The organism is Ferrovibrio sp. (assembly GCF_029255545.1).
Lineage (GTDB): Bacteria > Pseudomonadota > Alphaproteobacteria > Ferrovibrionales > Ferrovibrionaceae > Ferrovibrio.
Map to the genome: position 1 here is coordinate 28295 of NZ_JANLJJ010000051.1, position 21943 is coordinate 50237.

The 21943-nt window shown below is 66.8% G+C and carries 22 protein-coding genes and 1 riboswitch; of the genes, 11 read left to right on the forward strand and 11 right to left on the reverse strand.

Annotated features, from left to right (window positions below):
* Position 1: 1 nt before the first annotated feature.
* From Q1J79_RS10545 to cobW, 4 genes are read right to left on the reverse strand one after another with little or no spacing between them, the layout of a single operon-like run.
* Positions 2-385 (reverse strand): RidA family protein, encoded by a 384-nt coding sequence (locus Q1J79_RS10545; protein ID WP_300299967.1) that lies wholly within the window; start codon positions 383-385, stop codon positions 2-4.
* A gap of 1 nt (position 386) precedes the next feature.
* Positions 387-1031 (reverse strand): cob(I)yrinic acid a,c-diamide adenosyltransferase, encoded by a 645-nt coding sequence (gene cobO, locus Q1J79_RS10550; protein WP_300299969.1) that lies wholly within the window; start codon positions 1029-1031, stop codon positions 387-389.
* Positions 1028-4786 (reverse strand): cobaltochelatase subunit CobN, encoded by a 3759-nt coding sequence (cobN, locus tag Q1J79_RS10555; RefSeq protein WP_300299971.1) that lies wholly within the window; start codon positions 4784-4786, stop codon positions 1028-1030. Before cobN ends, cobO begins: the two co-directional genes overlap by 4 nt.
* Positions 4787-4811: 25 nt before the next feature.
* Complete coding sequence (gene cobW, locus Q1J79_RS10560) at positions 4812-5867, reverse strand: cobalamin biosynthesis protein CobW (protein ID WP_300299973.1); 1056 nt, start codon at positions 5865-5867, stop codon at positions 4812-4814.
* A 114-nt stretch (positions 5868-5981) separates the two neighbouring features.
* Positions 5982-6218, reverse strand: a riboswitch (cobalamin riboswitch).
* A gap of 125 nt (positions 6219-6343) precedes the next feature.
* Here cobW and Q1J79_RS10565 point away from each other — a divergent pair.
* Both Q1J79_RS10565 and Q1J79_RS10570 read left to right on the forward strand, forming a co-directional pair.
* The gene (locus Q1J79_RS10565) at positions 6344-6961 is read left to right on the forward strand and encodes a HupE/UreJ family protein (protein WP_300299975.1); all 618 of its coding nucleotides are present in this window, start codon (positions 6344-6346) and stop codon (positions 6959-6961) included.
* The gene (locus Q1J79_RS10570) at positions 6951-7712 is read left to right on the forward strand and encodes a sulfite exporter TauE/SafE family protein (protein WP_300299977.1); all 762 of its coding nucleotides are present in this window, start codon (positions 6951-6953) and stop codon (positions 7710-7712) included. Before Q1J79_RS10565 ends, Q1J79_RS10570 begins: the two co-directional genes overlap by 11 nt.
* On the opposite strand, the gene Q1J79_RS10575 is transcribed toward Q1J79_RS10570, so the two are convergent.
* The 3 genes from Q1J79_RS10575 to Q1J79_RS10585 all read right to left on the reverse strand — a co-directional run bounded on the left by Q1J79_RS10575 (position 7709) and on the right by Q1J79_RS10585 (position 10280).
* On the reverse strand, positions 7709-8206 hold the full coding sequence (locus Q1J79_RS10575; protein ID WP_300299979.1) for a hypothetical protein: 498 nt from the start codon (positions 8204-8206) through the stop codon (positions 7709-7711). The two genes, Q1J79_RS10570 and Q1J79_RS10575, sit on opposite strands and share 4 nt — an antisense overlap.
* A gap of 17 nt (positions 8207-8223) precedes the next feature.
* The gene (locus tag Q1J79_RS10580) at positions 8224-8757 is read right to left on the reverse strand and encodes a response regulator (protein WP_300299981.1); all 534 of its coding nucleotides are present in this window, start codon (positions 8755-8757) and stop codon (positions 8224-8226) included.
* A gap of 176 nt (positions 8758-8933) precedes the next feature.
* Positions 8934-10280, reverse strand: a complete 1347-nt coding sequence (locus tag Q1J79_RS10585; RefSeq protein WP_300299983.1) for a penicillin-binding protein activator — start codon at positions 10278-10280, stop codon at positions 8934-8936.
* A 67-nt stretch (positions 10281-10347) separates the two neighbouring features.
* Between Q1J79_RS10585 and rsmI the strand changes: the two genes are divergently transcribed.
* The 8 genes from rsmI to Q1J79_RS10625 all read left to right on the forward strand — a co-directional run bounded on the left by rsmI (position 10348) and on the right by Q1J79_RS10625 (position 16907).
* The gene (gene rsmI / locus Q1J79_RS10590) at positions 10348-11262 is read left to right on the forward strand and encodes a 16S rRNA (cytidine(1402)-2'-O)-methyltransferase (RefSeq protein ID WP_300299985.1); all 915 of its coding nucleotides are present in this window, start codon (positions 10348-10350) and stop codon (positions 11260-11262) included.
* Positions 11249-11611, forward strand: a complete 363-nt coding sequence (locus Q1J79_RS10595; protein WP_300299987.1) for a YraN family protein — start codon at positions 11249-11251, stop codon at positions 11609-11611. The genes rsmI and Q1J79_RS10595 overlap by 14 nt, the downstream gene beginning before the upstream one ends.
* A gap of 52 nt (positions 11612-11663) precedes the next feature.
* Positions 11664-12278 carry a BON domain-containing protein gene (locus Q1J79_RS10600; RefSeq protein ID WP_300299989.1) on the forward strand — a complete coding sequence of 205 codons (615 nt, stop codon included), beginning with the start codon at positions 11664-11666 and terminating at the stop codon, positions 12276-12278.
* 24 nt (positions 12279-12302) lie between these two features.
* On the forward strand, positions 12303-13127 hold the full coding sequence (locus tag Q1J79_RS10605; protein ID WP_300300008.1) for a SirB1 family protein: 825 nt from the start codon (positions 12303-12305) through the stop codon (positions 13125-13127).
* A 31-nt stretch (positions 13128-13158) separates the two neighbouring features.
* The gene (gshB, locus tag Q1J79_RS10610) at positions 13159-14115 is read left to right on the forward strand and encodes a glutathione synthase (RefSeq protein WP_300299991.1); all 957 of its coding nucleotides are present in this window, start codon (positions 13159-13161) and stop codon (positions 14113-14115) included.
* Entirely contained in the window at positions 14112-14729 is a 618-nt protein-coding gene (locus tag Q1J79_RS10615; RefSeq protein WP_300299993.1) for a trans-aconitate 2-methyltransferase, read from the forward strand. Before gshB ends, Q1J79_RS10615 begins: the two co-directional genes overlap by 4 nt.
* Positions 14730-14945: 216 nt before the next feature.
* A complete protein-coding gene (locus tag Q1J79_RS10620; RefSeq protein WP_300299994.1) occupies positions 14946-16076 on the forward strand; it encodes a DUF2336 domain-containing protein in 1131 nt (376 codons plus the stop codon).
* A 15-nt stretch (positions 16077-16091) separates the two neighbouring features.
* Entirely contained in the window at positions 16092-16907 is an 816-nt protein-coding gene (locus Q1J79_RS10625) for an alpha/beta fold hydrolase (protein WP_300299995.1), read from the forward strand.
* Between the two features lie 3 nt (positions 16908-16910).
* Here the strand turns inward: Q1J79_RS10625 and Q1J79_RS10630 are convergent, their stop codons facing one another.
* The 3 genes from Q1J79_RS10630 to Q1J79_RS10640 all read right to left on the reverse strand — a co-directional run bounded on the left by Q1J79_RS10630 (position 16911) and on the right by Q1J79_RS10640 (position 20345).
* On the reverse strand, positions 16911-18707 hold the full coding sequence (locus tag Q1J79_RS10630; protein ID WP_300299997.1) for a HAMP domain-containing sensor histidine kinase: 1797 nt from the start codon (positions 18705-18707) through the stop codon (positions 16911-16913).
* 66 nt (positions 18708-18773) lie between these two features.
* Complete coding sequence (locus tag Q1J79_RS10635) at positions 18774-19928, reverse strand: alanine racemase (protein WP_300299999.1); 1155 nt, start codon at positions 19926-19928, stop codon at positions 18774-18776.
* A 12-nt stretch (positions 19929-19940) separates the two neighbouring features.
* A complete protein-coding gene (locus tag Q1J79_RS10640; protein ID WP_300300001.1) occupies positions 19941-20345 on the reverse strand; it encodes a PaaI family thioesterase in 405 nt (134 codons plus the stop codon).
* Between the two features lie 115 nt (positions 20346-20460).
* Here Q1J79_RS10640 and Q1J79_RS10645 point away from each other — a divergent pair, with 115 nt between their 5' ends.
* Positions 20461-21075: a hypothetical protein gene (locus Q1J79_RS10645; RefSeq protein ID WP_300300003.1), complete on the forward strand. Its 615-nt coding sequence runs from the start codon at positions 20461-20463 to the stop codon at positions 21073-21075.
* A 1-nt stretch (position 21076) separates the two neighbouring features.
* Here Q1J79_RS10645 and Q1J79_RS10650 read toward each other — a convergent pair whose 3' ends face one another.
* A complete protein-coding gene (locus Q1J79_RS10650) occupies positions 21077-21802 on the reverse strand; it encodes a hypothetical protein (protein ID WP_300300004.1) in 726 nt (241 codons plus the stop codon).
* Between the last annotated feature and the right edge of the window lie 141 nt (positions 21803-21943).

A 21943-nucleotide genomic window follows, 5' to 3' on the forward strand; every position in this document is an offset into this window, starting at 1 on the left:
CTCATGCCATCGCTATGGCTTCGATTTCGAGCAGCCAGCGCGCTTCCAGCGTGGTGGCGACCATCACGGTCAGCGCCACCTTGCGATCGCCCAGGACCTCGTTGCGCACCTTGCGATTGGCCGGCACCTGCTCACGGTCCGTCAGGAAGGTCGTCACCTTCACCAAGTTGTCCAGTGTCATGCCGGCATCCTGTAATACAGCCTCGATATTGCGCCAGACCTGGCGCGCCTGGCCTTCGAAATCCGTGGCAATGCTGCCATCGGCGGCTTCGGGAATCTGGCCGCTGACGAACAGGATGCGTTGGCCTTCGGCAACCTGGCAGCCATGGGTGTAGCCACCGACGGCGGCGCCCACGCTGGCGGGATTGTGCAGGCTTTTCTTCATGTCAGAACTCTATTCCTTTTTGCGCCTTCACGCCGGCCTGGAAGGGATGCTTGATCTCGGTCATCTCGGTCACCAGGTCGGCGGCCTCGATCAGCTCGGGCTTGGCATTACGGCCGGTCACCACGATATGGAGCATCGGCGGCCGCTGGCGCAGGGTTTCCACCACCTCGGCCAGATCGAGGTAATCGTAGCGCAGCACGATGTTCAGCTCGTCGAATACCAGCATGTCGTAAGCAGGGGGATTGGCGCGGCAGGCCTCGATCATGCGCTTCGCCTCGGCCCAGGCGGCTTTTGCTGCGGCGATGTCGCGGGCGCGGTCCTGGGTATCCCAGGTGAAACCCTCGCCCATGGCCCTGATCGTCACCTGCTCGGGGAATTTCTCCAGCACCGGGCGTTCGCCGGTCTGCCATTTGCCTTTCACGAACTGCACGATGCCGACGCGGAAGCCGTTGCCGATGGCGCGCATCACCAGGCCGAAGGCGGCGGTCGACTTGCCCTTGCCCTTGCCGGTATGCACCATGAGAAGACCCTTCTCGATGGTTTTGGTCGCCAGCATGCGGTCGCGCACTTCCTTGCGCTTCTTCGCCTTCTCGTTGGCGCGGGCGTTGACCTCGTCCTCGCTCAGGCCCTGCTCCTTGATCTTCATGCGGCCAGCATCCTTTCCAGCAGGTCGGCGGCGGAATTGGCGCGCGGCCGCCACAGGCCGCGGCGGATCGCCTCCCGGAAGCGTTCGGCGATCTCGCGCGCCGCCGCCGGATTGTTCTCCTCGATGAAACGGCGCGTCTCGGCGTCATTCAGATAGGCGTCATACAGCGCATCGAACTGGTGGTCGCGCACCAGGCCGGTAGTGGCGGCGAAGGCAAACAGGTAATCCACCGTGGCGGCGATTTCGAAGGCGCCCTTGTAGCCATGACGTTTCACGCCGGCGATCCATTTCGGATTGGCGGCGCGGCCCCGCACGACGCGGGCGATCTCCTCTTCCAGGCGGCGGATGCGCGGCGCCTCGGGGCGGGAATGGTCGTTGTGATAGGCGGTCGGCGCCGTGCCCGAGGCATACTGCACGGCAGCCACGGCGCCGCCCTCGAACTGGTAGTAATCGTCGGAATCGAGCAGGTCATGCTCGCGGTTATCCTGGTTCTGCACAACGGTATCTGTGCGCGCCAGGCGGCGGGTGAAGCCGGCGTAATCCTCGATGCCCTCGGCCTCGGCGCCATAGGCATAGCCGCCCCAGGCGATATAGGCCCGCGCCAGATCGTCGGTGCTGTCCCAGCCGCTTTCATCCACCAGGGCCTGCAGGCCGGCGCCATAGGCGCCCGGCCTGGCGCCGAACACGCGATAGCCGGCGCTGCGCTTCGCCGCCTCCAGCGGCAGGCCGCTGGCGACCAGCCGGTCGCTCTCGCCACGGGCATGCATGGCCAGCGGATTGAGATGGTCGGGCTCGTCCAGCGCCTGCACGGCGCGGCTGGCGGCATCGAACAAGGCCACCTGCGCCGGGAAGGCGTCGCGGAAAAAGCCGCTGACCTTCAGCGTGACATCCACGCGCGGCCGGTCGAGCAGATCAAGCGGCACGATCTCGAATCCGGTGACGCGGCCCGAAGCGGTTTCCCAGGTCGGCCGCGCGCCGATCAGGGCCAGCGCCTGGGCGATATCGTCGCCGCCGGTGCGCATGTTGGCGGTGCCCCAGGCATTGAGCAGGATCGCGCGCGGCCATTCGCCGTGATCCTGGCGATGGCGCTGCAGCAGGGCATCGGCCGATTGCCAGCCCAGGGTCCAGGCCGCCGGCGTCGGCAGGCTGCGCGCGTCCAGCGAGAAAAAATTGCGTCCGGTCGGCAACACGTCGGGCCGGCCGCGGGTCGGCGCGCCGCTTGGCCCCGGCGGCACATAGCGGCCATCCATGCCACGCAGCAGATTCTCGATCTCGGAGCGGCCGCAGCCCAGCACGGCCGGGCGCAATTCGTAATCCACCACCTGCAGCACCGCCTGGGTGGCGGTCCAGTGATCCTCGGGCAGGCGGCGGTCGGCGATCAGCTGCTTGGCGAGAATCTCCAGTCGCTCGACCGTGTCACCGAAGCTGCGCCACGGCGTGACGACAAGATCGGCCAGGATCGACGGCTGCGGCCCGGTCCAGTCGGCGGCATAATCGGTGCCCAGCGGATCGCAGCCGAGATTCAGGTCGCGGCTCAGCGCGCGCAGGATCGAGTCGTCGCCCGGCCGGCTGCGGCCGGTGCGGCCGCGCGGCAGGCGCACCAGGGCCACCAGCAGGTCGATCAGCTGCTCGCCCTGCGGCTTCACGCCATAGACATGCAGGCCATCGCGGATCTGCAGTTCCTTCAGGTCGCAGAGATGGTTGTCGAGCTTGAGCAGCGCGCTTTCCGTGGGTTCGCCGGGCTTGATGTCGCAATCGGCATCCAGGCCCAGCCGCCGCGCCTCGTCGATGATGCGTTCGGCCAGCAACGGCAGGCGGCGGCGGTCGAGCCCGGCGGCTTCGTAATATTCGTCGACCAGTTGCTCCAATGCCGCAAGGTCGCCGTAGATTTCCGCCCGCGTCAGCGGCGGCGTCAGGTGATCGAGGATCACGGCTGACGTACGGCGCTTGGCCTGGGTGCCTTCGCCCGGGTCGTTCACAATGAAGGGATAGAGTTGCGGCAGCGGCCCGAAGATGGCTTCGGGGAAGCAGGCCTCGCTGAGCGCCAGCGCCTTGCCGGGCAGCCATTCCAGGTTGCCATGCTTGCCGCAATGGATCACCGCGTCGGCGCCGAAGCTTTCGCGCAGCCAGGCATAGGCGGCGAGATAGTTGTGCGGCGGCACCAGGTCGGGATCGTGGTAGCTGCGCGCCGGATCGATGTTGTAGCCGCGCGCCGGCTGGATCATCACCGCCACGTTGCCAAGCGGCAGCACCGGCAGGGCGAAGCCATCGGCCTGCAGCTGCGGGTCGTCTTCCGGCCCGCCCCAGCGCGCCGTCACCGCTTCGCGGATCGCCGCCGGCAGGCTGTCGAAGAAACGGCGATACAGCGCCAGCGGATAACTGGCGCGCACGCGGCGGGCCGATGTCTGGCTGAAATCATTGGTGACGCCCTCGGTCAGCGCGGCGATCAGGCGGTTGCCGCTGACCGGCAGGGCGTTCAGCTCATAACCGGCATCCTTCATGGCGCGCAGGATCTGCACCACGCTCTGCGGCGTATCGAGGCCGACGCCGTTGCCGATGCGGCCATCGCGGTTCGGATAATTCGCCAGCACCAGGCCGATCCTGCGCTCGACCGGCGACAGGCGCGCCAGCCGCGACCAGGCGGCGGCGAGTTTCGCGGTGAACCGGCAGCGTCCGGCATCGGCCACCAGGCGCACGATGCTGCATTCGGTGCGCCGGTCGAATACCGCTTCGGCCTTGAAGGCGACGGCGCGGGTCATGATGCGGCCGTCGATCTCGGGCAGCGCCACGGCAATCGCCAGGTCGCGGGCATTCAGTCCGCGCGTGCCGTCCTGCCACTGCTCGCGCGGGCCGGAGGCGAACACCACCTGCAGCACCGGGCAGTCACTCTGGCCCAGTGGGTCATCGCTGCCGCCTTCGCCACGTGGATTGCCCACCGCGAAGCTGGTGGCATTCAAAATTACGTCGGGCAGGGCCTGTTCGATCAGCGTCGAGGCGAGATCGGCTGACAGGCGGTCTTTCAGGCTGGTGACATAGATCGGCAGCGGGCTCATGCCTTCCGCCGCCAATGCCTCGATCAGCGCGTCGACGGCGGCGACATCGCCGGCCTGCAGCAGGGCGCGGTAGAAGACGATGGCGGCCACCGGCTGCGCGGCGCATTTCCGGTCCGTCCAGAGCTGGCGCAGGGTGTTGAGGTCGGGTTCGCTCAGGCCCGGCCAGTAGAGTCCGGCCGCCGGCAGCGGGCGCGCCGGCAGCGGGTCTTCGCTGCGGCCGATCAGCGCCGCGGCGCAGCGCAGCATCTGGCCCAGATTGTCGATGCCGCCTTCGCGAAAATAGCTGAACAAAGTGGTGCGGGTGTCGTCGTCCAGGGTCGAAAAGCCATCCAGGCCGGGATCGGGCTGACGGTCGCCGGGCAGGAAGGCCAGCGCGATGCCCTGGGCGCGGCAGATGTCGCTCAGGCGCTCGACGCCATAGGCCCAGTAGCTCTGGCCGCCGAGCAGCCGCACGATCACCAGCCTGGCTTTGGCGATCACCTGCTCGATATAGAGATCGACGGCATAGGGATGGCTGAGCTGCAGCAGGTTGGCGAGCCGCAGGCTGGGGAAGTCGCCGGGCAGCGCGGCACAGGCCGTGCTCAGCGCGGCCAGTTCGGAATCGGCGGCACTCAACACCACAATGTCGCCGGGCGATTGCCGCAGGTCGACGGGACTCTCCGTCGCCGCCGCGCCACCCGGTATGGCATTGAGCAGATGCAAGGCCCGTTTCCCCCGTTGTCCTGCCTCAGGCCGCCAGCGCGGCGCGGATCGCGGCTTCGTCCAGTCCGGCCCGGCCGATCACCACCAGCCTTGTCGCGCGATGCTCGTCGCTCTGCCAGTCGCGGTCGTAATAATGCTGCAGCCGCGCGCCGACGCCCTGCAGCACCAGCCGCATGCCCTTGCCGGCGACGGCAACGAAACCCTTGATGCGCAGGATGTCATGTGCGGCGATCAGCGGGTGCAGGCGCGCGATAAGCGCTTCCGGCGCGGCCTGTTCCGGCAGCGTGACGGCAAAGCTGGCGAAATCCTCGTGATCGTGGTCTTCCTCGGCATCGTGATGCGACTTGCGCGCCGCGATGTCGTCCTCGGCGGCGGCGGCCAGGCCAAGCAGGATGTCGGCGGCGACGTCGCCCTGGCGCACATGCAGGCTTTTCACGCCCGGGCGCAGATGCGGGGCCAGCTCGGCCTGCACGCGTTGCAAGCCGTCATGGTCCAGCAGGTCGGTCTTGGTCAGCAGTACCAGGTCGGCGCAGCCCAGCTGGTCCTCGAACAGCTCTTCCAGCGGGTTGTCGTGATCGAGGTTGGGATCGGCTTCGCGCTGGGCGGCCAGCGCCGCCTCGTCATCGGCGAAGCGGCCGGCGGCGACGGCGGCGGCATCCACCAGGGTGACGACGCCATCCACCGTGGTGCGCGTCCTGATGCCGGGCCAGGCGAAGGCCTGTACCAGCGGCTTGGGCAGGGCGAGGCCGGAGGTCTCGATCACGATATGCGATGGCGGGTTCGGCCGCTCCAGCAGCTTCTGCAGGGTGGGCAGGAAATCATCGGCCACGGTGCAGCACAGGCATCCGTTGGCCAGTTCGACGATGTCGTCCTCGCCGCAATCGGGCGCGCCGCAGCTTCTCAGCAATTCGCCATCGACGCCCACCTCGCCGAATTCGTTGACGATCAGGGCGATGCGACGGCCATTGGCGTTCTGGATCAGGTGGCGAATCAGCGTGGTCTTCCCAGCGCCGAGAAAGCCGGTGACGATGGTGGCCGGGATTTTGCCGGCTGGAAACTTCTGGGTGGAACTCTTCTGCATGGATTCAAGCGCCCTGATCGCGTGACGCCGTCGCGGAACAGGAATGCCGGTCCGCCGCTGCGACAGGGGAGGATGGCATAACCCGGGCGCCGGCACACCCCGTCCGGCGGTTCCGCTTCGACCGAAACCGATGGCAGGTCTCCGGGCTCGCGGGTCGATGCGGATCGCGCGCCTTCCCGGACGATATAGTCTTGTCCAGTGGCCTGATGCGCGCCGCTCACCGCATACCGTAGCGGGGGCTGCCGCGGCCTTGGGCAGCCTGCCTTCCGGCTGGCGGCCCGCACCGCATTCCCTTTTCATCGCCGCATCAGCGCGAGACCGATCCGGCAAACCATCGCGGCGGACCGTAAGCTGCTGGTTCTGCCTTGTCAAATTGCCTACCGGGCAACCAGGCGAGGGCTCGGACTTGTCAAACCCGGCCCGCTTGGGCACAAAGGAAGCGGGTGGGTCGCAACTGCGCGCTAAGAGGGTTTCCGATGTCGTTTCACCGCACGCTGACCATGTCTGCCATGCTCGCGCCCCAGGTCCTGATCCTGGTTCTGGCCGCCGGCGCCGCCTTTGCCCATCCCGGCCATCCGGGCGGCCAGCCTGCCGCTCTCGGCTTTGCCGGCGGTTTTGCGCATCCCTTTGGCGGCCTCGACCACCTGCTGGCGATGGTTGCCGTCGGCCTCTGGGCGATCCAGCATGGCAGCCGGCGGGCGCTGTGGCTGTTGCCGCTGTCTTTCGTGCTGCCGATGGCCGGCGGTTTCCTGCTGGCCCTGGCGGGCATCGCGCTGCCGGGTGTCGAGGCGGGCATCGCCCTTTCCGTGCTGATCCTCGGTCTGCTGGTCGCTTTCGCCGTCCGTCCGCCATTGGCGGCGGCCATGGCGGTCACCGCCGTCTTCGCGCTGCTGCATGGCCACGCTCACGGTACCGAAATGGGCGATGCGTCGCAGGCCGCGCTGTATGCCGGTGGCATGGTGCTGGCCACCGCGCTGCTGCATGCCGGCGGCCTGGCCGCCGCGCGGCTGGCGCAGCAGGCTGCCCTGCCGGCCCTGACCCGGGCCGCCGGCGCCGCGGTCGCGCTGGCTGGCATCGTCATCCTTGTCGGCTGAGGCGTTTCTCGCCCTCATTGCAGAGCCGCGCTACTGGGCCGTGATCGGCGCTGCGGCGCTGGCCGGCCTGGTGCGCGGCTTTTCCGGCTTCGGCGGCGCCATGATGTTCATGCCGGTCGCCGGTCTGCTCTATGAACCGAAACTGGCTGCCGTCTGGCTGCTGATCGCCGACGATGCCGCCGCCCTGCCGATGCTGCCCGACGCGCTGCGGCGCTGTGTCTGGCGCGAGGTGCTGCCGCTTGGCCTTGCCGCGGTGGCAGCGATCCCCTTCGGCGTTGCCCTGCTGGTGGTGGCCGATCCCGACGTGATGCGCTGGGTGATCTGCAGCGTGATCCTGCTGGCCGTGCTGCTGATGGCCGCCGGCTGGCGCTATCACCGGCGGCTGTCGCTGCCGGCCACGCTGGGCACCGGCGCGCTGGCGGGGTTGAGCGGCGGCGCTGCGGCCCTGCCCGGTCCGCCGGTGGTGCTGCTCTGGCTGGGCAGCCAGGCCGCCGCCGCCACGGTGCGCGCCAATCTGGTGGTGTTTTTCGGCCTGACGGCCACGGCCACCGCCGTGGCCTATTGGTGGAATGGGCTGTTCACGCTGGAAAGCCTGCTGACGGCACTGCCGCTGGTGCCGGCCTATCTGCTGCCGCTGCAATGGGGCAGCCGCCTGTTCGCGCGGGCGAACGAGCTGCAGTTCCGCCGCGTGGCGCTGGCGCTGTGCGCCTTCGCCGCCCTCAGCGGCCTGCCATTATGGAAAATGCTCTAGCCGGCGGTCTTGTGCCGCTCCACCGCCAGGCGCAGGGCGGTGAGCAAGTCCTTCTCGACCTTGCTGCCCTGGCCTTCGATGCGCTGCCCCATCACGACGTAGAGCGCATCGATCTGCGCGGCGATGATGTCGAGCTGCAGCGGCGTCGGCTGATTGATTCCCTTGGTGAAATCGTTCAGCGACTTGGCGAATTCGGTCAGCAGCGGATAATTGAACATGCCGCCGGCGCCCTTGATGTCGAGCGACAGGGCGCGGATCGTACGCATCCCGCGGTCGGTCTGCTGGCTGCGGGCAACCTCTTCCAGCGCCTCGCGCAGCTGGCGCAGCTTGTCGGCCACGTCCAGGCTCAGCGCATCCTTGGCCTTTTCGACCACTTCTTCCAGGCGGCGCAGTTCGGCCGGCTCAAGCTTGAGGCGGAATCCCTTGCTGAAATTCACCGCTTTGCGGCGAAGGTCCTGCTGCGGCGGCAGGAATTCCGGTTTTTTTCTGGCCATCGGGGACGCGGTCCGGCTCAGTAGGAATCAGCCGGCAGCCGCCGTTCCGGTCCCGCATATTCATCACTGCGGCGACGGCGGCGGTCGGGGCCGAAATACTCGTCGACGCGCACGAACTGGCGCGGCCGCGCGATGGCCGAAACCAGTCGGGTGTAGAAGGCGTTCACCGTATAGGGCTTGGCGACGAATTCGGAGACGCCGCAATCGCGGGCGCGGCAGACATATTCCTCTTCCGAATTGGCGGTCATCATCACCACCGGCATCATCCGGTTCGGCGAGGCGGGATCATTGCGGATCCAGTGCACGATATCCATGCCGGTCCGGCCCAGCTTTTCGTCGCGCAGGGCCCATTCGGTGATCATCACGTCGGTGCGGCCCAGCCGCAGCACCGTCAGGGCGCTGTCATAATCGCGCGCGCGGTCGAGATACTGGGCGTCCAGCATCATCAGAACGTCGCGGACCATCTGGCCCATGACCCGGTTGGGCTCGACGATCAGGAAATTGATCTTCGAGAAATCGATACGCTCGTGATCAGCCATGCTTTCGCTCACTGCTGTATCCCTCCCCTGCAGGGAACCGGATAACCGTGACAGAAACAGTACTAGAAAGGCTTTTTAGTATGAAGCCCGCCCAGGTAGTAATTTCATGTGCATACGTGGTTAGCACGACCCTCCGGTGCGGCGCAGTTATTTCCCGGTAATACCAACGGATGCCTGTCCGTGACCGGTCAGTTGCCCGGCAGCTGGAAGCTGGCCGGGGCTGGATCGATCACCCGGCTGCCGCGCCGCTGCACTTCCAGAACGGCCAGGCCGCGCTGGACCAAGCCATTGGGCTGGAAGCGGAAAATGCCGTCATAGCCGGCAAATCCGTCGGGATTGGTGAGGGCCGCGTCGCTGAACGGCATGACGTCGGTGCGCTTGGCCAGAATGCCGACCAGGGCGGTGGTGTCATAGGCCAGGCTGGCCAGACGCACCGGCCGGCGGCCGTAACTCTGCTCGAAGCGGCGGCTGAATTCGGCAAAGCCTTCCGGCGCCGGAGCGGCATACCAGCCACCCTGCAGGGCCGGTTCGCTGCCCAGGCTGGCATCTTCCCACAGGCCGGTGCCGAGGAAACGCACGGCGCGCGGATCGATGTCGAAATACGGCAGCAGCGGCGCCAGGGCGCGCAGCTTGGCGCCGCCCTCGGGCAGCAGCAGCGCATCGACCGGCCGGGGTAGGCTGGGATCGATGCCCTCCACCGGCGGCTCTTCCGGGCTGCGCGGCGGCAGGGCACGCAGGCTGCCTGCAAAACGCCGCACCACCGGGGTCAGGTCGGTGGTGTCTCCGGCGTAGCGATCCTGACGCAGCAATTGGCCGCCGGCCTGGCGGGTGGCCAGTTCGGCGGCCTGGGTCACCGCATGGCCATAAGGGGAATCCGGCGCCAGCAGGGCATAGCGCGTCATGCCTTTGCCGCGGGCATAGGCGATCACCCGTTCGACCTGCTGGTCCGGGGTGAAGCCGAGCAGATAGACGCCGTCACCGGCGACCGTACGGTCGGTGGAAAAGCTCAGGACCTTGACGCCGCGCTCGCGTGCCGCCGTGCCGACAGCGGCGGCTTCGTTGGAGAATAGAGGCCCGATGATGATCTGCGCGCCTTCGGCCATGGCCTGCTGGGCTGCCGCCGCGGCTTTCTCCGGCTGGCCCTCGGTGTCGCGCGGCAGCAGGGCCAGGCGGTCGTCGGCCAGATCGAACAAGGCCAGCTGCGCGGCATCGAGCAGGGCGCGGCCGAGCCCGGCATGGGGGCCGCTCAGGGGCGCCAGGAAGGCGATGCGGATCATATTGCCCTCGCCCGGGCGGACCAGCATCGGTCCCGGCAGGGGCTGGGTCTCGATTGCCAGGGACGGTGCCGCCGGACGGGGCATTTGGGGGGCCGGCTGGCCTGCCGGAGGGATATTGGCCTGCCCGCCGGGCGGGGTCCCGGGCTGCGGGGCCACGCGCTGCGGCGCGCCCGGGGCGATCTTTTCCAGCAGGCCGGGCAGGCCACCCTGGGCAGGGGCTCCGCTCTGGCAGGCGCCAAGCAGCAGTGGCAATGACACGGCCGCCAGCATAGACAGTGCGGAAAGGCCCGCCTTAAGGTAACGCACGCAGCTCATTCCGACGCCCATGAAAAACCCGATCCAGCCGCCGCCCGAAACTCTGTTCTCCGGGGTGGATGCGGCACAATTCATCCCCGGCTTATATCTGGTGGCCACCCCCATCGGCAACGCCGCCGATATCACGTTGCGGGCACTGGCCCTGCTGAAGCATGCCGACCTGGTGGCCTGCGAGGACAGCCGCGTCACCGCCCCGCTGCTGCAGCGTTACGGCATCCGGGCCACATTGCTGCCATACCATGAGCATAATGCGGCGAAAGTGCGGCCCCAGCTGCTGGAAAAACTGCGGGGCGGCGCCGTGGTCGCCCTGGTCTCCGATGCCGGCACGCCGCTGATCAACGATCCGGGCTACAAGCTGGTGAAGGATTGCATCGCCGCCGGTATCCATGTCACGGCCTTGCCGGGCGCCTCCGCCGTGCCCACCGCACTCAGCCTCTCCGGCCTGCCCAGCGACCGCTTCCTGTATGCCGGCTTCCCGCCGCCCAGGTCGGCGGCACGGCGGACCTGGCTGGCCGAGCTCAAGCCGGTGCAGGCGACGCTGGTGCTGCTGGAAAGCGCCCAGCGGCTGGCTGACAGCCTGGCCGACATGGCCGCCGTGCTGGGGCCGGAGCGCGAGGCGGCCGTGGCGCGTGAGCTGACCAAGAAATTCGAGGAAGTGCGGCGCGGCAGCCTGAATGATCTGGCCGCGCATTACGCCGAACATGGTCCGCCGAAAGGCGAGGTGACGCTGGTGATCGGCCCGCCGCCTGCCGCGGCCGCTCCATCGGAGGCCGATCTGGATGCCGCGCTGAACGAGACGCTGCAGCGCCTGCCGCTGCGCCAGGCGGTCGACGAGGTGGCGACCCTGCTCAACCTGCCGCGCAAGCCGGTCTATGCCCGTGCCCTGCAGCTGCGCGACCAGGGCCGCGCGGATGACGAAGACTGAGCGGAACAGCCGCTATCTGGCCGGCCGCCGCGGCGAAAGCTGGGCGGTCTGGTGGCTGCGCCTGCAGGGCTATCGCATCCTGGCGCGCAACTGGCGTCACCCCGCCGGCGAGATCGATATCCTGGCCCGCCGCGGCGGCCTGCTGGTGGCGGTGGAAGTGAAATGGCGGGCCGGCCAGGATCGGGCGGCTGAATCGATTCAGGCCGCGCAGCGCCGTCGCATTGCCCAGGCCGCTGCGGTATTCTTGGCCCGGCAGCCCGATGCCGCCGCCCTGTCGCTGCGCTTCGATGCCGTGCTGCTTGCCCCCGGGCGATTGCCGCGCCATATCCGCGATGCCTGGCGGGTCTGAGCGGAGGCCGGGGGATATCGTCTTCGCGTGATCACAGGCAGGGGAGCCATCCGTGCGTTCATTCACCCATCTCCGCTTCGTTCCGCTGGTTTTTCTGCTGGCCACCGCGCCGCTTCTGAACGGCTGCGTCGGCCTTGCCGTCGGTGCCGGCGCTGCCGTGGGCGTTGCCGCGGCAGAGGAACGCGGCGCCAAGAACGCCGCCAATGACAAGGGCATCCAGCTGCTGATCAACGACAAATACCTCAAGGACAACCAGTATCTGTGGCGCAAGCTGTCGATCACCGTGGTCGAGGGCCGTGTGCTGCTGACCGGCGTGGTCGGCACCGAATTCTCGCGCGACGAAGCGACGCGACTGGCCTGGGCGGCCTCCGACCGTATCCAGGAGGTGATCAACGAAGTGCAGGTGACGAATTCGGGCGACCTGCTCGATTCCGCCAATGACAGCTGGATCACCACCCAGCTGCGCGCCAAGATCGCCACCGACAAGAACATCGTCGATATCAACTATTCGATCGAAACGGTGAACGGCACGATCTATCTGATCGGCCTGGCGCAGAGCGATGACGAAATCCAGCGCGTGACCGAACATGCGCGCATCATCAAGGGCGTGCGGCGCGTGGTCAGCCATGTCTGGCTCAAGACCGACCCGCGCCGCCGGCCCGTGTAACGCAACCGGCATGACAGGCAGGTGATGGAGGACCCGGCGGCACTCGAAACGGCTCTCAAGGCTCTCGGCGCTGCGCCCGATGACGGCCTCGACATCGCCGAGGCCGCCCTGCTGCTGGCCGCGCTCGACCGGCCTGGCCTCGATCTCGCGCCCTACCGCCGGCATCTAAGCGACATCGCCGCCGCGCTCAGTCGCATCGCGGCGGGCCCGGAAGTGGCGCCGCGCGCGATGGCACTGGCCGGCGTGATCGGCGTTGAATTTGGCTATCGCGGCGATACCGAAACCTATGACGATCCGCAGAATGCCGATCTGCTTCGTGTCATCGATCGCCGCATGGGCCTGCCGGTGGCGCTGGGCATCCTCTACATCTATGCGGCGAAGGCCCAGGTCTGGCCGGTCTGCGGCATCGATTTTCCCGGTCATTTCCTGATCCGCCTGGAAGGCGAGGATGGCAGCCTCGTGCTGGATCCCTTCCATGGCGGCCGCATCGCGGCGCCGCCGGAGATGCAGGATCTGCTGCGCCGCCTCGGCAGTGGCGAGATCGTGGAGCCCGAGCATGTCCGGCCGATGACGGCGCGCGAGGTGCTGCTGCGCCTGCAGAACAACATCAAGGGCCGCGCCTGGCGGGCCGGCGATGTCGAGCGCACGGCGGAAATCCTGCGCCGCATGCTGCTGGTGGCGCCGAATTTCGCGCCGGCCTGGCGTGAGCTGGGCGTCGTCGAGGGTAAGCTGGGCCGCATCCGCCAGTCGATCGCCGCCACCGAGCGGTTTCTGATGCTGGCCGGCGATGAGGCGGCAAGCCTTGAGGCCGAGGCTTTCCTGCGCCACATTCGGCTGCAACTCAACTAGCGTTCCGTTCCAGAGAAAGAAGGACTGTGCCATGGCCCTCAAGGTGGCGATCCAGATGGACCCCATCGAGCATATCGATTTCGATGGCGACAGCTCCTTCATGCTCGGGCTGGAAGCCGAGCGCCGCGGCTATTCGCTGATCCACTATCTGGCCAAGGATCTGAGCTTCCGCGACGGGCGCGTGCTGGCCCGCGCCCGGTCGCTGCGCCTGCGCTACGAGCGCGGCAATCATTACACCCTGGGCGATCCTGCGCTGATCGATCTGGCCGAGATGGATGTGGTGCTGATGCGCCAGGATCCGCCTTTCGACATGGCCTATATCACCGCGACGCATATCCTGCAGCATATCCACCCCAAGACGCTGGTGGTGAACAATCCGGTCGCCGTGCGCAACGCGCCGGAAAAGCTGTATGTCACCCATTTCGACGGCGTGATGCCGCCGACGCTGATTTCCTCCGACATGGAGGCGATCAAGACTTTCCGTGAAGAGCATGGCGACATCATCCTCAAGCCGCTGTTCGGCAATGGCGGCGCCGGGGTGTTCCGTCTCCGGCCCGATGACGAGAATCTCGGTTCGCTGCTGGAAATGTTCACCAAGCTCTCGCGCGAGCCGGTGATCGTGCAGCGTTACCTGCCCGAGGTGCGCCAGGGCGACAAGCGCATCATCCTGATCGACGGACGCCCGGTTGGCGCGGTCAACCGCGTGCCGGCGGCCGGCGAGGCGCGCTCCAACATGCATGTCGGCGGCCGGCCGGAGAAATCTATGCTCACCGATCGCGAACGCGAGATCTGCGACATCATCGGTCCGCATCTGAAACGCGAGGGCCTGATCTTCGTTGGCATCGACGTGATCGGCGGCTATCTCACCGAGATCAACGTCACCTCGCCGACCGGCATCCAGCAGATCAATCGCTTCGACGGCGTGCAGATCGAAGCCGAGATCTGGGACGCCATCGAGGATGCCCTGAAGCGGCGCGTGCTGGCATGACCGAATCGCGCCAGCAGCATTGGCAGGAGGTCTACTCGACCAAGGACGAGGCCGAGGTGAGCTGGTTCCAGGACCGGCCGCAGACCTCGCTTGATCTGATCGCGCAGACCGGCCTGTCGCCCGATGCATCGCTGATTGATATCGGCGGCGGCGCCTCGCGGCTGGTCGACGCCCTGCTCGATGCCGGCTGGCGCGACATCGCCGTGCTCGATATCGCCGGCGCGGCCCTGGCCAGGGCGCAGGCGCGATTGGGGCCCCGCGGCGCAAGCGTTGACTGGATCGTCGCCGACATCACCACCTGGCAGCCGCGCCGGCGATACGATCTGTGGCATGACCGCGCCGTGTTCCACTTCCTCACCACGGCCGCAGACCGCGTCGCCTACAAGGCGGCCTTGCGCGCGGCGGTGGCGCCGGGCGGCCATGTCGTGATCGGCAGTTTCGCGCCGGATGGCCCGGAACGCTGCAGCGGCCTGCCGGTGCAGCGCTACAGCCCCGAAAGCCTGCAGGCCGAACTCGGCGGCGATTTCCTGCTGCAGCAGGCGCTGCAGGAGGATCACCAGACGCCAGCCGGCCGGGTGCAGCATTTCCAGTTCAGCCGGTTCCGGCGCGTGTAGGCCGCGTCATGCCGGATAAGCGATTGAATCTCTGTCCGGCGCCTGGGTTTCGTGCAGCCGCTGGCTGCATACGAAAGTAAATCGTTCTTCGCACAGTAAGGTTTGCCGCAGTTACCGGCCATCGCCGGTCGCAGCGGCGGCAACATTTGGTCGTGACATTTCGCCGTCCTTTGCTATTGTCCGCCGCCAACATCGGGCCGCGGGGGCAGGATTTCGGTGTCAGACGGGGCGTTTCTCAGCATTCAGGATGTCGAGCGGCTGCTGGCGGATCCATCGCCGGTGGCCCGCGCCGACACGGCCACGAAAGTCGCCAGCGCCTATAGCCGCCGCGCGCTGAACGCCACCGAACGCGAGCTGGCCCAGGCCATCATCGCCGCGCTGGCCCGCGACGCGGAAGCCAGCGTGCGCCAGGCCCTGGCCGAACATCTCAGGCAGAGCGACGACCTGCCGCGCAGTCTTGCTCTGCGCATGGCGCGCGACATTGCCGCGGTCGCCACGCCGCTGCTGCAGCATTCGCCGGTTTTCACCGATGCCGACCTGATCGATCTGCTGCAGGCCGTGTCGCCGCAGCACCAATCGGCGATTGCCGGCCGCGCCGCCGTTTCATCCGAGCTGGCCGATGCGCTGATCGCCCATGCGGCCGAGCCGGCGGTGGTGGTGCTGATCGGCAACCGCGGCGCCCGGCTCGGGCCGTCGCAAATGGGATCCGCGCTGGATCGGTTTCCAGACAGTCGTGGCGTCGGCGATGCGCTGGCCCGCCATCCCGATCTGCCGCCGAAATTCGCCGCCCGCCTGATCGCCCAGGTGTCCGATGCGCTGCGCGAGGCGCTGATCGCGCGTTATCACATTCCGCCTGCCATGGCGGCCGACACCATGATGCAGCTGCGCGAGCGCACATTGCTCGGCCTGCTCGGCGACGGCGCCGAGCCGCCGGCGCTGGCCGATCTGGTGGCCGACTTGCAGAAACGCGGCCAGCTTGGCAGCACGCTGGTCCTGCGTGCGCTCTCTGGCGGCGACCTGGTCTTTTTCGAGCAGGCGCTGGCCCAGCTGGCCGGCATCTCGCTGGCCAATGCCCGCCTGCTGATTCACGATCCCGGCCGGCGTGGCCTGGCGGCGATCTATCAGCGCTGCCGCCTGCCGCAGGATTATTTCAAGATGACCGAAGCGGTGGTCGAACTGGCCCGCGGCTTCGACTTCGTGCGCGGCGCCGCCGAGCGCGCCGAATTCGCCGAGATGGTGACCGCCATGATGCTAGCCGATTACGCCGCCCTGTGGGACCCGCAGGAACAGCGCTGGCTCAGTCGCCGGCGGTCGCGGGCCCAGGCGGCGCAGCGGATGGTGGCCTGAGCAGAACCCGCTGACATGATCGCTGCGCCGGCCAACAGTCTTCCCAGCGAAACCCTCACGATCCCCAGCCGTGTTGCCGATCCGGCGCTCGGCCGCCCGTTAACCATACAGGCCACCTATTACCCGGCACGGCTTCGGGATGCCCGGCCAGTTCCGGCGCCGCTGGTGATCTTCAATCATGGCTCCACCGGCCAGGGCGCCGAACGTGGCCGCATCCCGCGCGAGGCGGTGCTGCGTTATGAAAACCAGGCCCGGTATTTCCATGCCCGCGGCTTCGCCTTCCTGGCGCCGATGCGGCGCGGCCGCGGCGGCTCGGAAGGCGATTATCTGGAAAGTTATAACTGGGACGCGCTGAAGCTGGCCGAGGGCCTGCAGCATGCGCTGGACGATGTCGAGGCGGTGGTGGAGTTCATGCGCCGCCAGCCGGAGATCGATGGCCGCCGCATTCTGGTGGCCGGTCATTCGCGTGGCGGCCTGCTCAGCGTCGCCTATGCCGGCCGGCAGCCATCCGGCGTGATCGGCAGCATCAGCTTTGCCGGCGGCTGGATTGCCGAGCAGGGCATGATGGAGGATTTCAACCGCGACGCCTTCGTGCGCGCGGGCGCCGGGGCTGTGGCGCCGTCGCTATGGCTGTATGCCGAGAATGATCGCCATCATACGATGCCCGCGATCCGCCGCTGGCATGACGCCTATACCGGTGCCGGCGGCAATGCCGAGTTGTATCTGTTCGGTCCGGTCGAGGATGATGAAGGCCACCAGCTGCTGGAACGCCCCGGCCTGTGGCAATCGGCGGTGGACGCCTTCCTGCACCAGCTCGGCTTTTTCTGGTGAGGCTCAGTCGCGCCTGGTGCGCGCGGCCGGGAAGGTGACGGTGATCAGGGTGCCCTTGCCGGGGGCGCTGTCGATGCTGATGCGGCCCTGATGGGCCTGCACGAAGGCCCGCACCAGCGACAGGCCCAGGCCGACGCCGCCGTAATTGCGGCTCAGCTGGGTGTCGGCCTGCTCGAAGGGATCGAAAATCCGCGCCTGGTCCTGCGGGGCGATGCCGATGCCATGGTCGCGCACCCAGAGCGAAATCTCGCCGCTCTGCTCATCCAGCCGGGCGCCGGTTTCCACCACCATGCCGTCCGACGAGAATTTCAGTGCGTTACCGATCAGGTTGATCAGGATCTGGCGCACCAGCCGCGCATCGGCATGCAGGGCCGGCAGCGTCTCCGGCAGATCCACCGTCACGGCATGGGCCGGCCGGCCGTAATGCGATGCCGCGAGCCGGGCGCAGATCGGAATCTCTTCGTCCAGCATCACGTCGCTTTCATGCAGGGCGATCTGGTTGGCCTCGATGCGGGCGAGATCGAGGATGTCGTCGATCACCGCCAGAAGATGCCGCGCGCTGCCGTTGATGTCGTTCAGGTATTCATCGTATTTCGGCGATGCCGCGCCGAACATCTTCTTCTGCACGATATCGGAAAACCCAATGATGGCGTTCAGCGGCGTGCGCAGCTCATGGCTCATGTTGGCCAGGAAGATCGACTTCGCCTGGCTGGCGCGCAGGGCGGCATCGCGGGCCAGGCTGACCTGCCGGAACAGCTCTTCCAGCCGGGCATTCTGCGCCTGCAGCTGGGCGCTGGCCTGCTGCTGCTCGCTCATGTCGGTCAGGATCAGGGCATGATCGCCCTGCGGCGTGACGCGGCGGCCGATCTGCACCCAGCGGCCATTCGGCAATTGCAGCATGCCGCCGGCAATCTCGCTGGTCAGCAGCGCGTCAGGCAAACCGGCGTGCCGCAGCAGCAGTTCGAAATCAATTCCGCGCTCCAGGTCCGTATCGGCGAGACCGAGCAGGGCGGGCAGCCGGCGGTTCCACAGCTGCAGGCGTCCCTGCGCATCGAGGAAGGCGAAGGCTTCGGTGCTCTCGGCGATATCGAGCAATTCGCTCTGGGCGGCGCGGATACGCTCATACAGCGCGCTGTTTTCCTCATAGAGCCGGCGATTGCGGCGGATCACGCCGTTGACGATGCGGTTGGTCAGGATCATCGCGGCGACATAGAGGATCGACAGCACCGCCATGGCCAGGCTGATCGTCGTCGCCTGCTGGATGAAAAACAGGATATAGGGCGTTGCGATCAGCAGCATGAAGATCGTCGCCGCATTCGGTACCACGGCCAGCGTGGCGGCCGAACCGGCGATCATGCCGGCCGCCACCATGATCACCAGCAATTGCTGCTGCTCGCTCAACAGGGGCAGGAACAGGGCCGCCACGCCCCAGCTTGCGCCGGATATCGCGGCGACGATCGCATCGTAACGGCGCATGCGCTGTCGGCCGTCGGCGGGTTTCGCCGGCGACCGGCGCAGCCAGCGGAACAGCATGTAGAGAGCCGGCACGGCATGCAGCAGCCACCAGGCCAGCAGCCACTGACCCGGTATGGCATTGATCAGCAGCAGGACCAGGGCCGACGCATTGATCAGGGTGACGGCCCCGTTGATCGGCACCACCTGGCGGAAGCTGCCCAGCACCGGATCGCGGTTCCGCTGTCGCGGTTCGCTGCCGGCGGCCGGCTGCTCCCGGGCAGACTGCGCCCGGGTAGGCTGCTCCTGGGCAGCCTGGCGGCCTATCGGCTGGTCGGTGCTGATCATCGGCAGATGTTTTCCCCCAGCCAACTCAACCGGAAAAGGCGTCCGCCCTGCAACCTATCTTTTCGGTTACCAGCCGTTTACCCGGTCCCATTCGGCGATCACGGCCGGATTGAGCGCCGCGTCATTGCCGCCCTCGACCACGTGATAGCGCTCATACATCGCGCCGGTCATGCAGACATGGTTGGGCAGCACGCGCAGGCGGCTGCCGGGCGGATGGGCGGCGAAATCCACCGGTTCATTCTGACCTGTGCCCACCAGCCCATGTTCCTGGTGTACATCATGCACGGCAAGGTCGGGCAGCGGCAGTTCGCCGCCGGGCTGGCAGACCCGGCCATAGCCGGTGCCCGGCGCGTGTTCGTTGGCGCCGGTATCCTTCGACAGGGCGAGGCCGCCGGCATCGATCAGCAGATGGTTGCGGCCATGGTGATGGCTCACCACGCTGGCCAGCACGCTGACCGCGATATCCTCCATGCCGCAACAGCCCAGGCCGGCCTGGAACAGGTCGAAGAACACGAAATTGCCCGGCCGCATCTCGGTCACGCCGTCCAGCGTCTTCGCGAACAGCGCGGTCGGTGTGGCGCCGACCGAGACGATGGCGCAATCCTGCCCGGCCGCGCGCAGGCGGCTGGCTGCCAGCAGCACGGCCTGGCGCTCTTCCTCGGCGATGCGCGTGATCTCGGCAATGCTTTTGGCATGGTAGGAATGACCGGCATGGGTCAGCACGCCGGCGAGACGGGCGCCCGGTTGCGAGAGCGCGTCTGCCAGCGGCAGCAGCAATTCGGATTCCGGCGCGATGCCGGCACGACCCAGGCCACAATCGATCTTGATCAGCACGGCAAAGGTCACGCCCAGCGCGCGGCCCTGCTCGGCCACGGCGCGCGCCACGGCGATATTATCGGTGATCAGCTTCAGGCCCGGCGCATCGCGCATGATGGCGGCGGCCTGGGTCAGCTTGGCCGGCGCCATCGGCACGGCATAGGTGATATCGGTGAAGCCTGCCCTGGCGAAATACGCCGCCTCGGCCAGCGTCGAAACGGTGAGCGGGCCAGCTTTGCCCACGGCCAGTTCGGCCACCTTCGCCGATTTCGCCGTCTTCAGATGCGGCCGCAGGATGACGCCCAGGTCGCGGGCGCGGGCCTGCATGCGGGCGATGTTGTTCAGCAGCCTTTGCCGGTCGAGGATCAGCGACGGCGTGGGCAGGTCGGCAAGGGTGATTGTCATCGGTCTGGCATATTATGCGCGTGGCGCCAGCACAAGCTGCGTCTGGGTCACGATGGCGGCGAGCTTGCCGTCGGCACGGCTGATTTTCGTCTGCCAGACCTGGGTGGTGCGACCGCGATGGATCGGCGTGCATTCGGCATGGGCGGTCTCGCCGGCCGGGATGGCGGCCAGGAAGTTGGTTTTGCTTTCGATCGTGGTGGTGCCCCAGCCCTCGCCCAGATTGGCCTTCAGCCAGGCCATGGTGGCCACCGCGCCCAGCGTGTCGGCGAAGGCCATCACCGCGCCGCCATGCAGTACGGCGGGCCGGGTGCATAGCTCGGGCCGCACCGGCAGTTCGGCAGTGACCTTATCAGGCGAGATCGCCGTGATCTTCAAGCCCATCAGTTCGGCGAAGGGCAGGCCATGCAAGTCGGACATCAGGCTCTCTCGCGCTTCATACATGCATATGCACGAAGCTTGGAGAAGAATGAATCCCTATGCAAGACACGGAATTCTTTTTGGTGTTGATAGGGGCATGACATAAAATATTAGCATGATCCGATCCCAGCTTTGTGCCACCATTTTTCTAGTGCTGTTTTGCGGCATCGCAGAGGCACAGACAAAAAAAGCTATCGATCCGGATCTGCCGGCGGCCGACCCCAAGAGCAAGTGGCGCGACATCCATCAGACCGGGCCTCTCCCTGCCTGTGTCGGCGATCTGAGCAGTCCGGTTTGCGCCGTCCATACGATGATGGCCTGCCTCGCCCGTGCCGGGGATTATTGCCGCATGGCAATCGCACCGAATCCGCCTCTGGATAGCGATGGAAAGCCGCACGGCCCCGACCATGTCGAGACGGCGGAAGACTTTGCAGGCATGAGGCCTGTGCCGACCAAATTCCGGCGGTACCGCATAGCTGGCTCTAAGCGGGTGCGCGGCGAGGCGGATATGTGGATTCATGGTTACAACGTCGTGCGCCTGCCGCGCGAAAACGGCGACATCGTGATCTCGGTGCAATGGATGAACTGCTATCGCGAGGACAAGGGCGATTTTTGTACGCGCCCAATGGATAGCGACAATCCCGAAAACAGTCCGACCGAATACACATTGCGCCGTCAACCCGATGGCGCTTGGCGTGTAGTCAACTGGTATACGATCGAAAGGGGCTGAGTCAGCGGTAGCGGTCGTAACGAGGCTTTTCCTTTTCTCCCCCTCGCTCTTTGCGCAGTTCAGCCAGGGCGCCACGGAACAGCGCCCCATAGCCGGCTTCGCCAAGCTGGCGTAATTGCCGCAGGGTTTCTTCCGGACCGGTGCTGTCGCCCAGGTCGGGCAGTTTCAGGCTGGCTCGCACATCTTCGGGTAAAGCTTTCTTTGCCTCACTCACGGCATCGCGGATTGCCTTGGCACCGTCATTTTGGCCATGGCGAAACTGCGTATCGACAATGGCGGCCACCGTGCCGTCGTGATTGAGGCGGGCCAGGGCCTCGAAGCCGCCATAGCGCCGCGCGCCGGCGGCCATGGTGGTGGCGTAGATGCGGGCGATCTGCTCATCGGTCAGCCCCTCCCCCAGCGTCAGGCCACCCAGCGCGGGGTCGCGCTTCTGGGCTTCCGCCAAGGCCGCCTGCTGGATGCCGGCATAGGCGCTGCGGCTGCCGTTCCAGCGTCGCCCGCCTTCCTCGGCATAAAGCCGAGACGCCACGTATTGCTGCAGCCGGTCGGTCCCGTCCAGGGCAGCAAAGGCATCGTTGAAGCGCTGCCAGTCCTGTTGATCGATCAACTGGTTCTTATGCTCTGGCACATAGGGCGATGGGGAGAGGCCGGTGAACGACCAGTCATCGTGATCGGGATCGTGCCTAGGTGAAGAGACGCGGGGCAGAGAGAAATAGGGATCGGCCATCTGAATTTGGTGCTCTTGCAATGAAAATAGAATATATGAAGAACATAGGAAATAAAACTTATTTTGTCAAGCCGGCCGGCTGGAAGAAATTATGGCGGAATCCGGGCAAGGCTCCCTTGACGGGGCGGGGTAGGCTGCTTA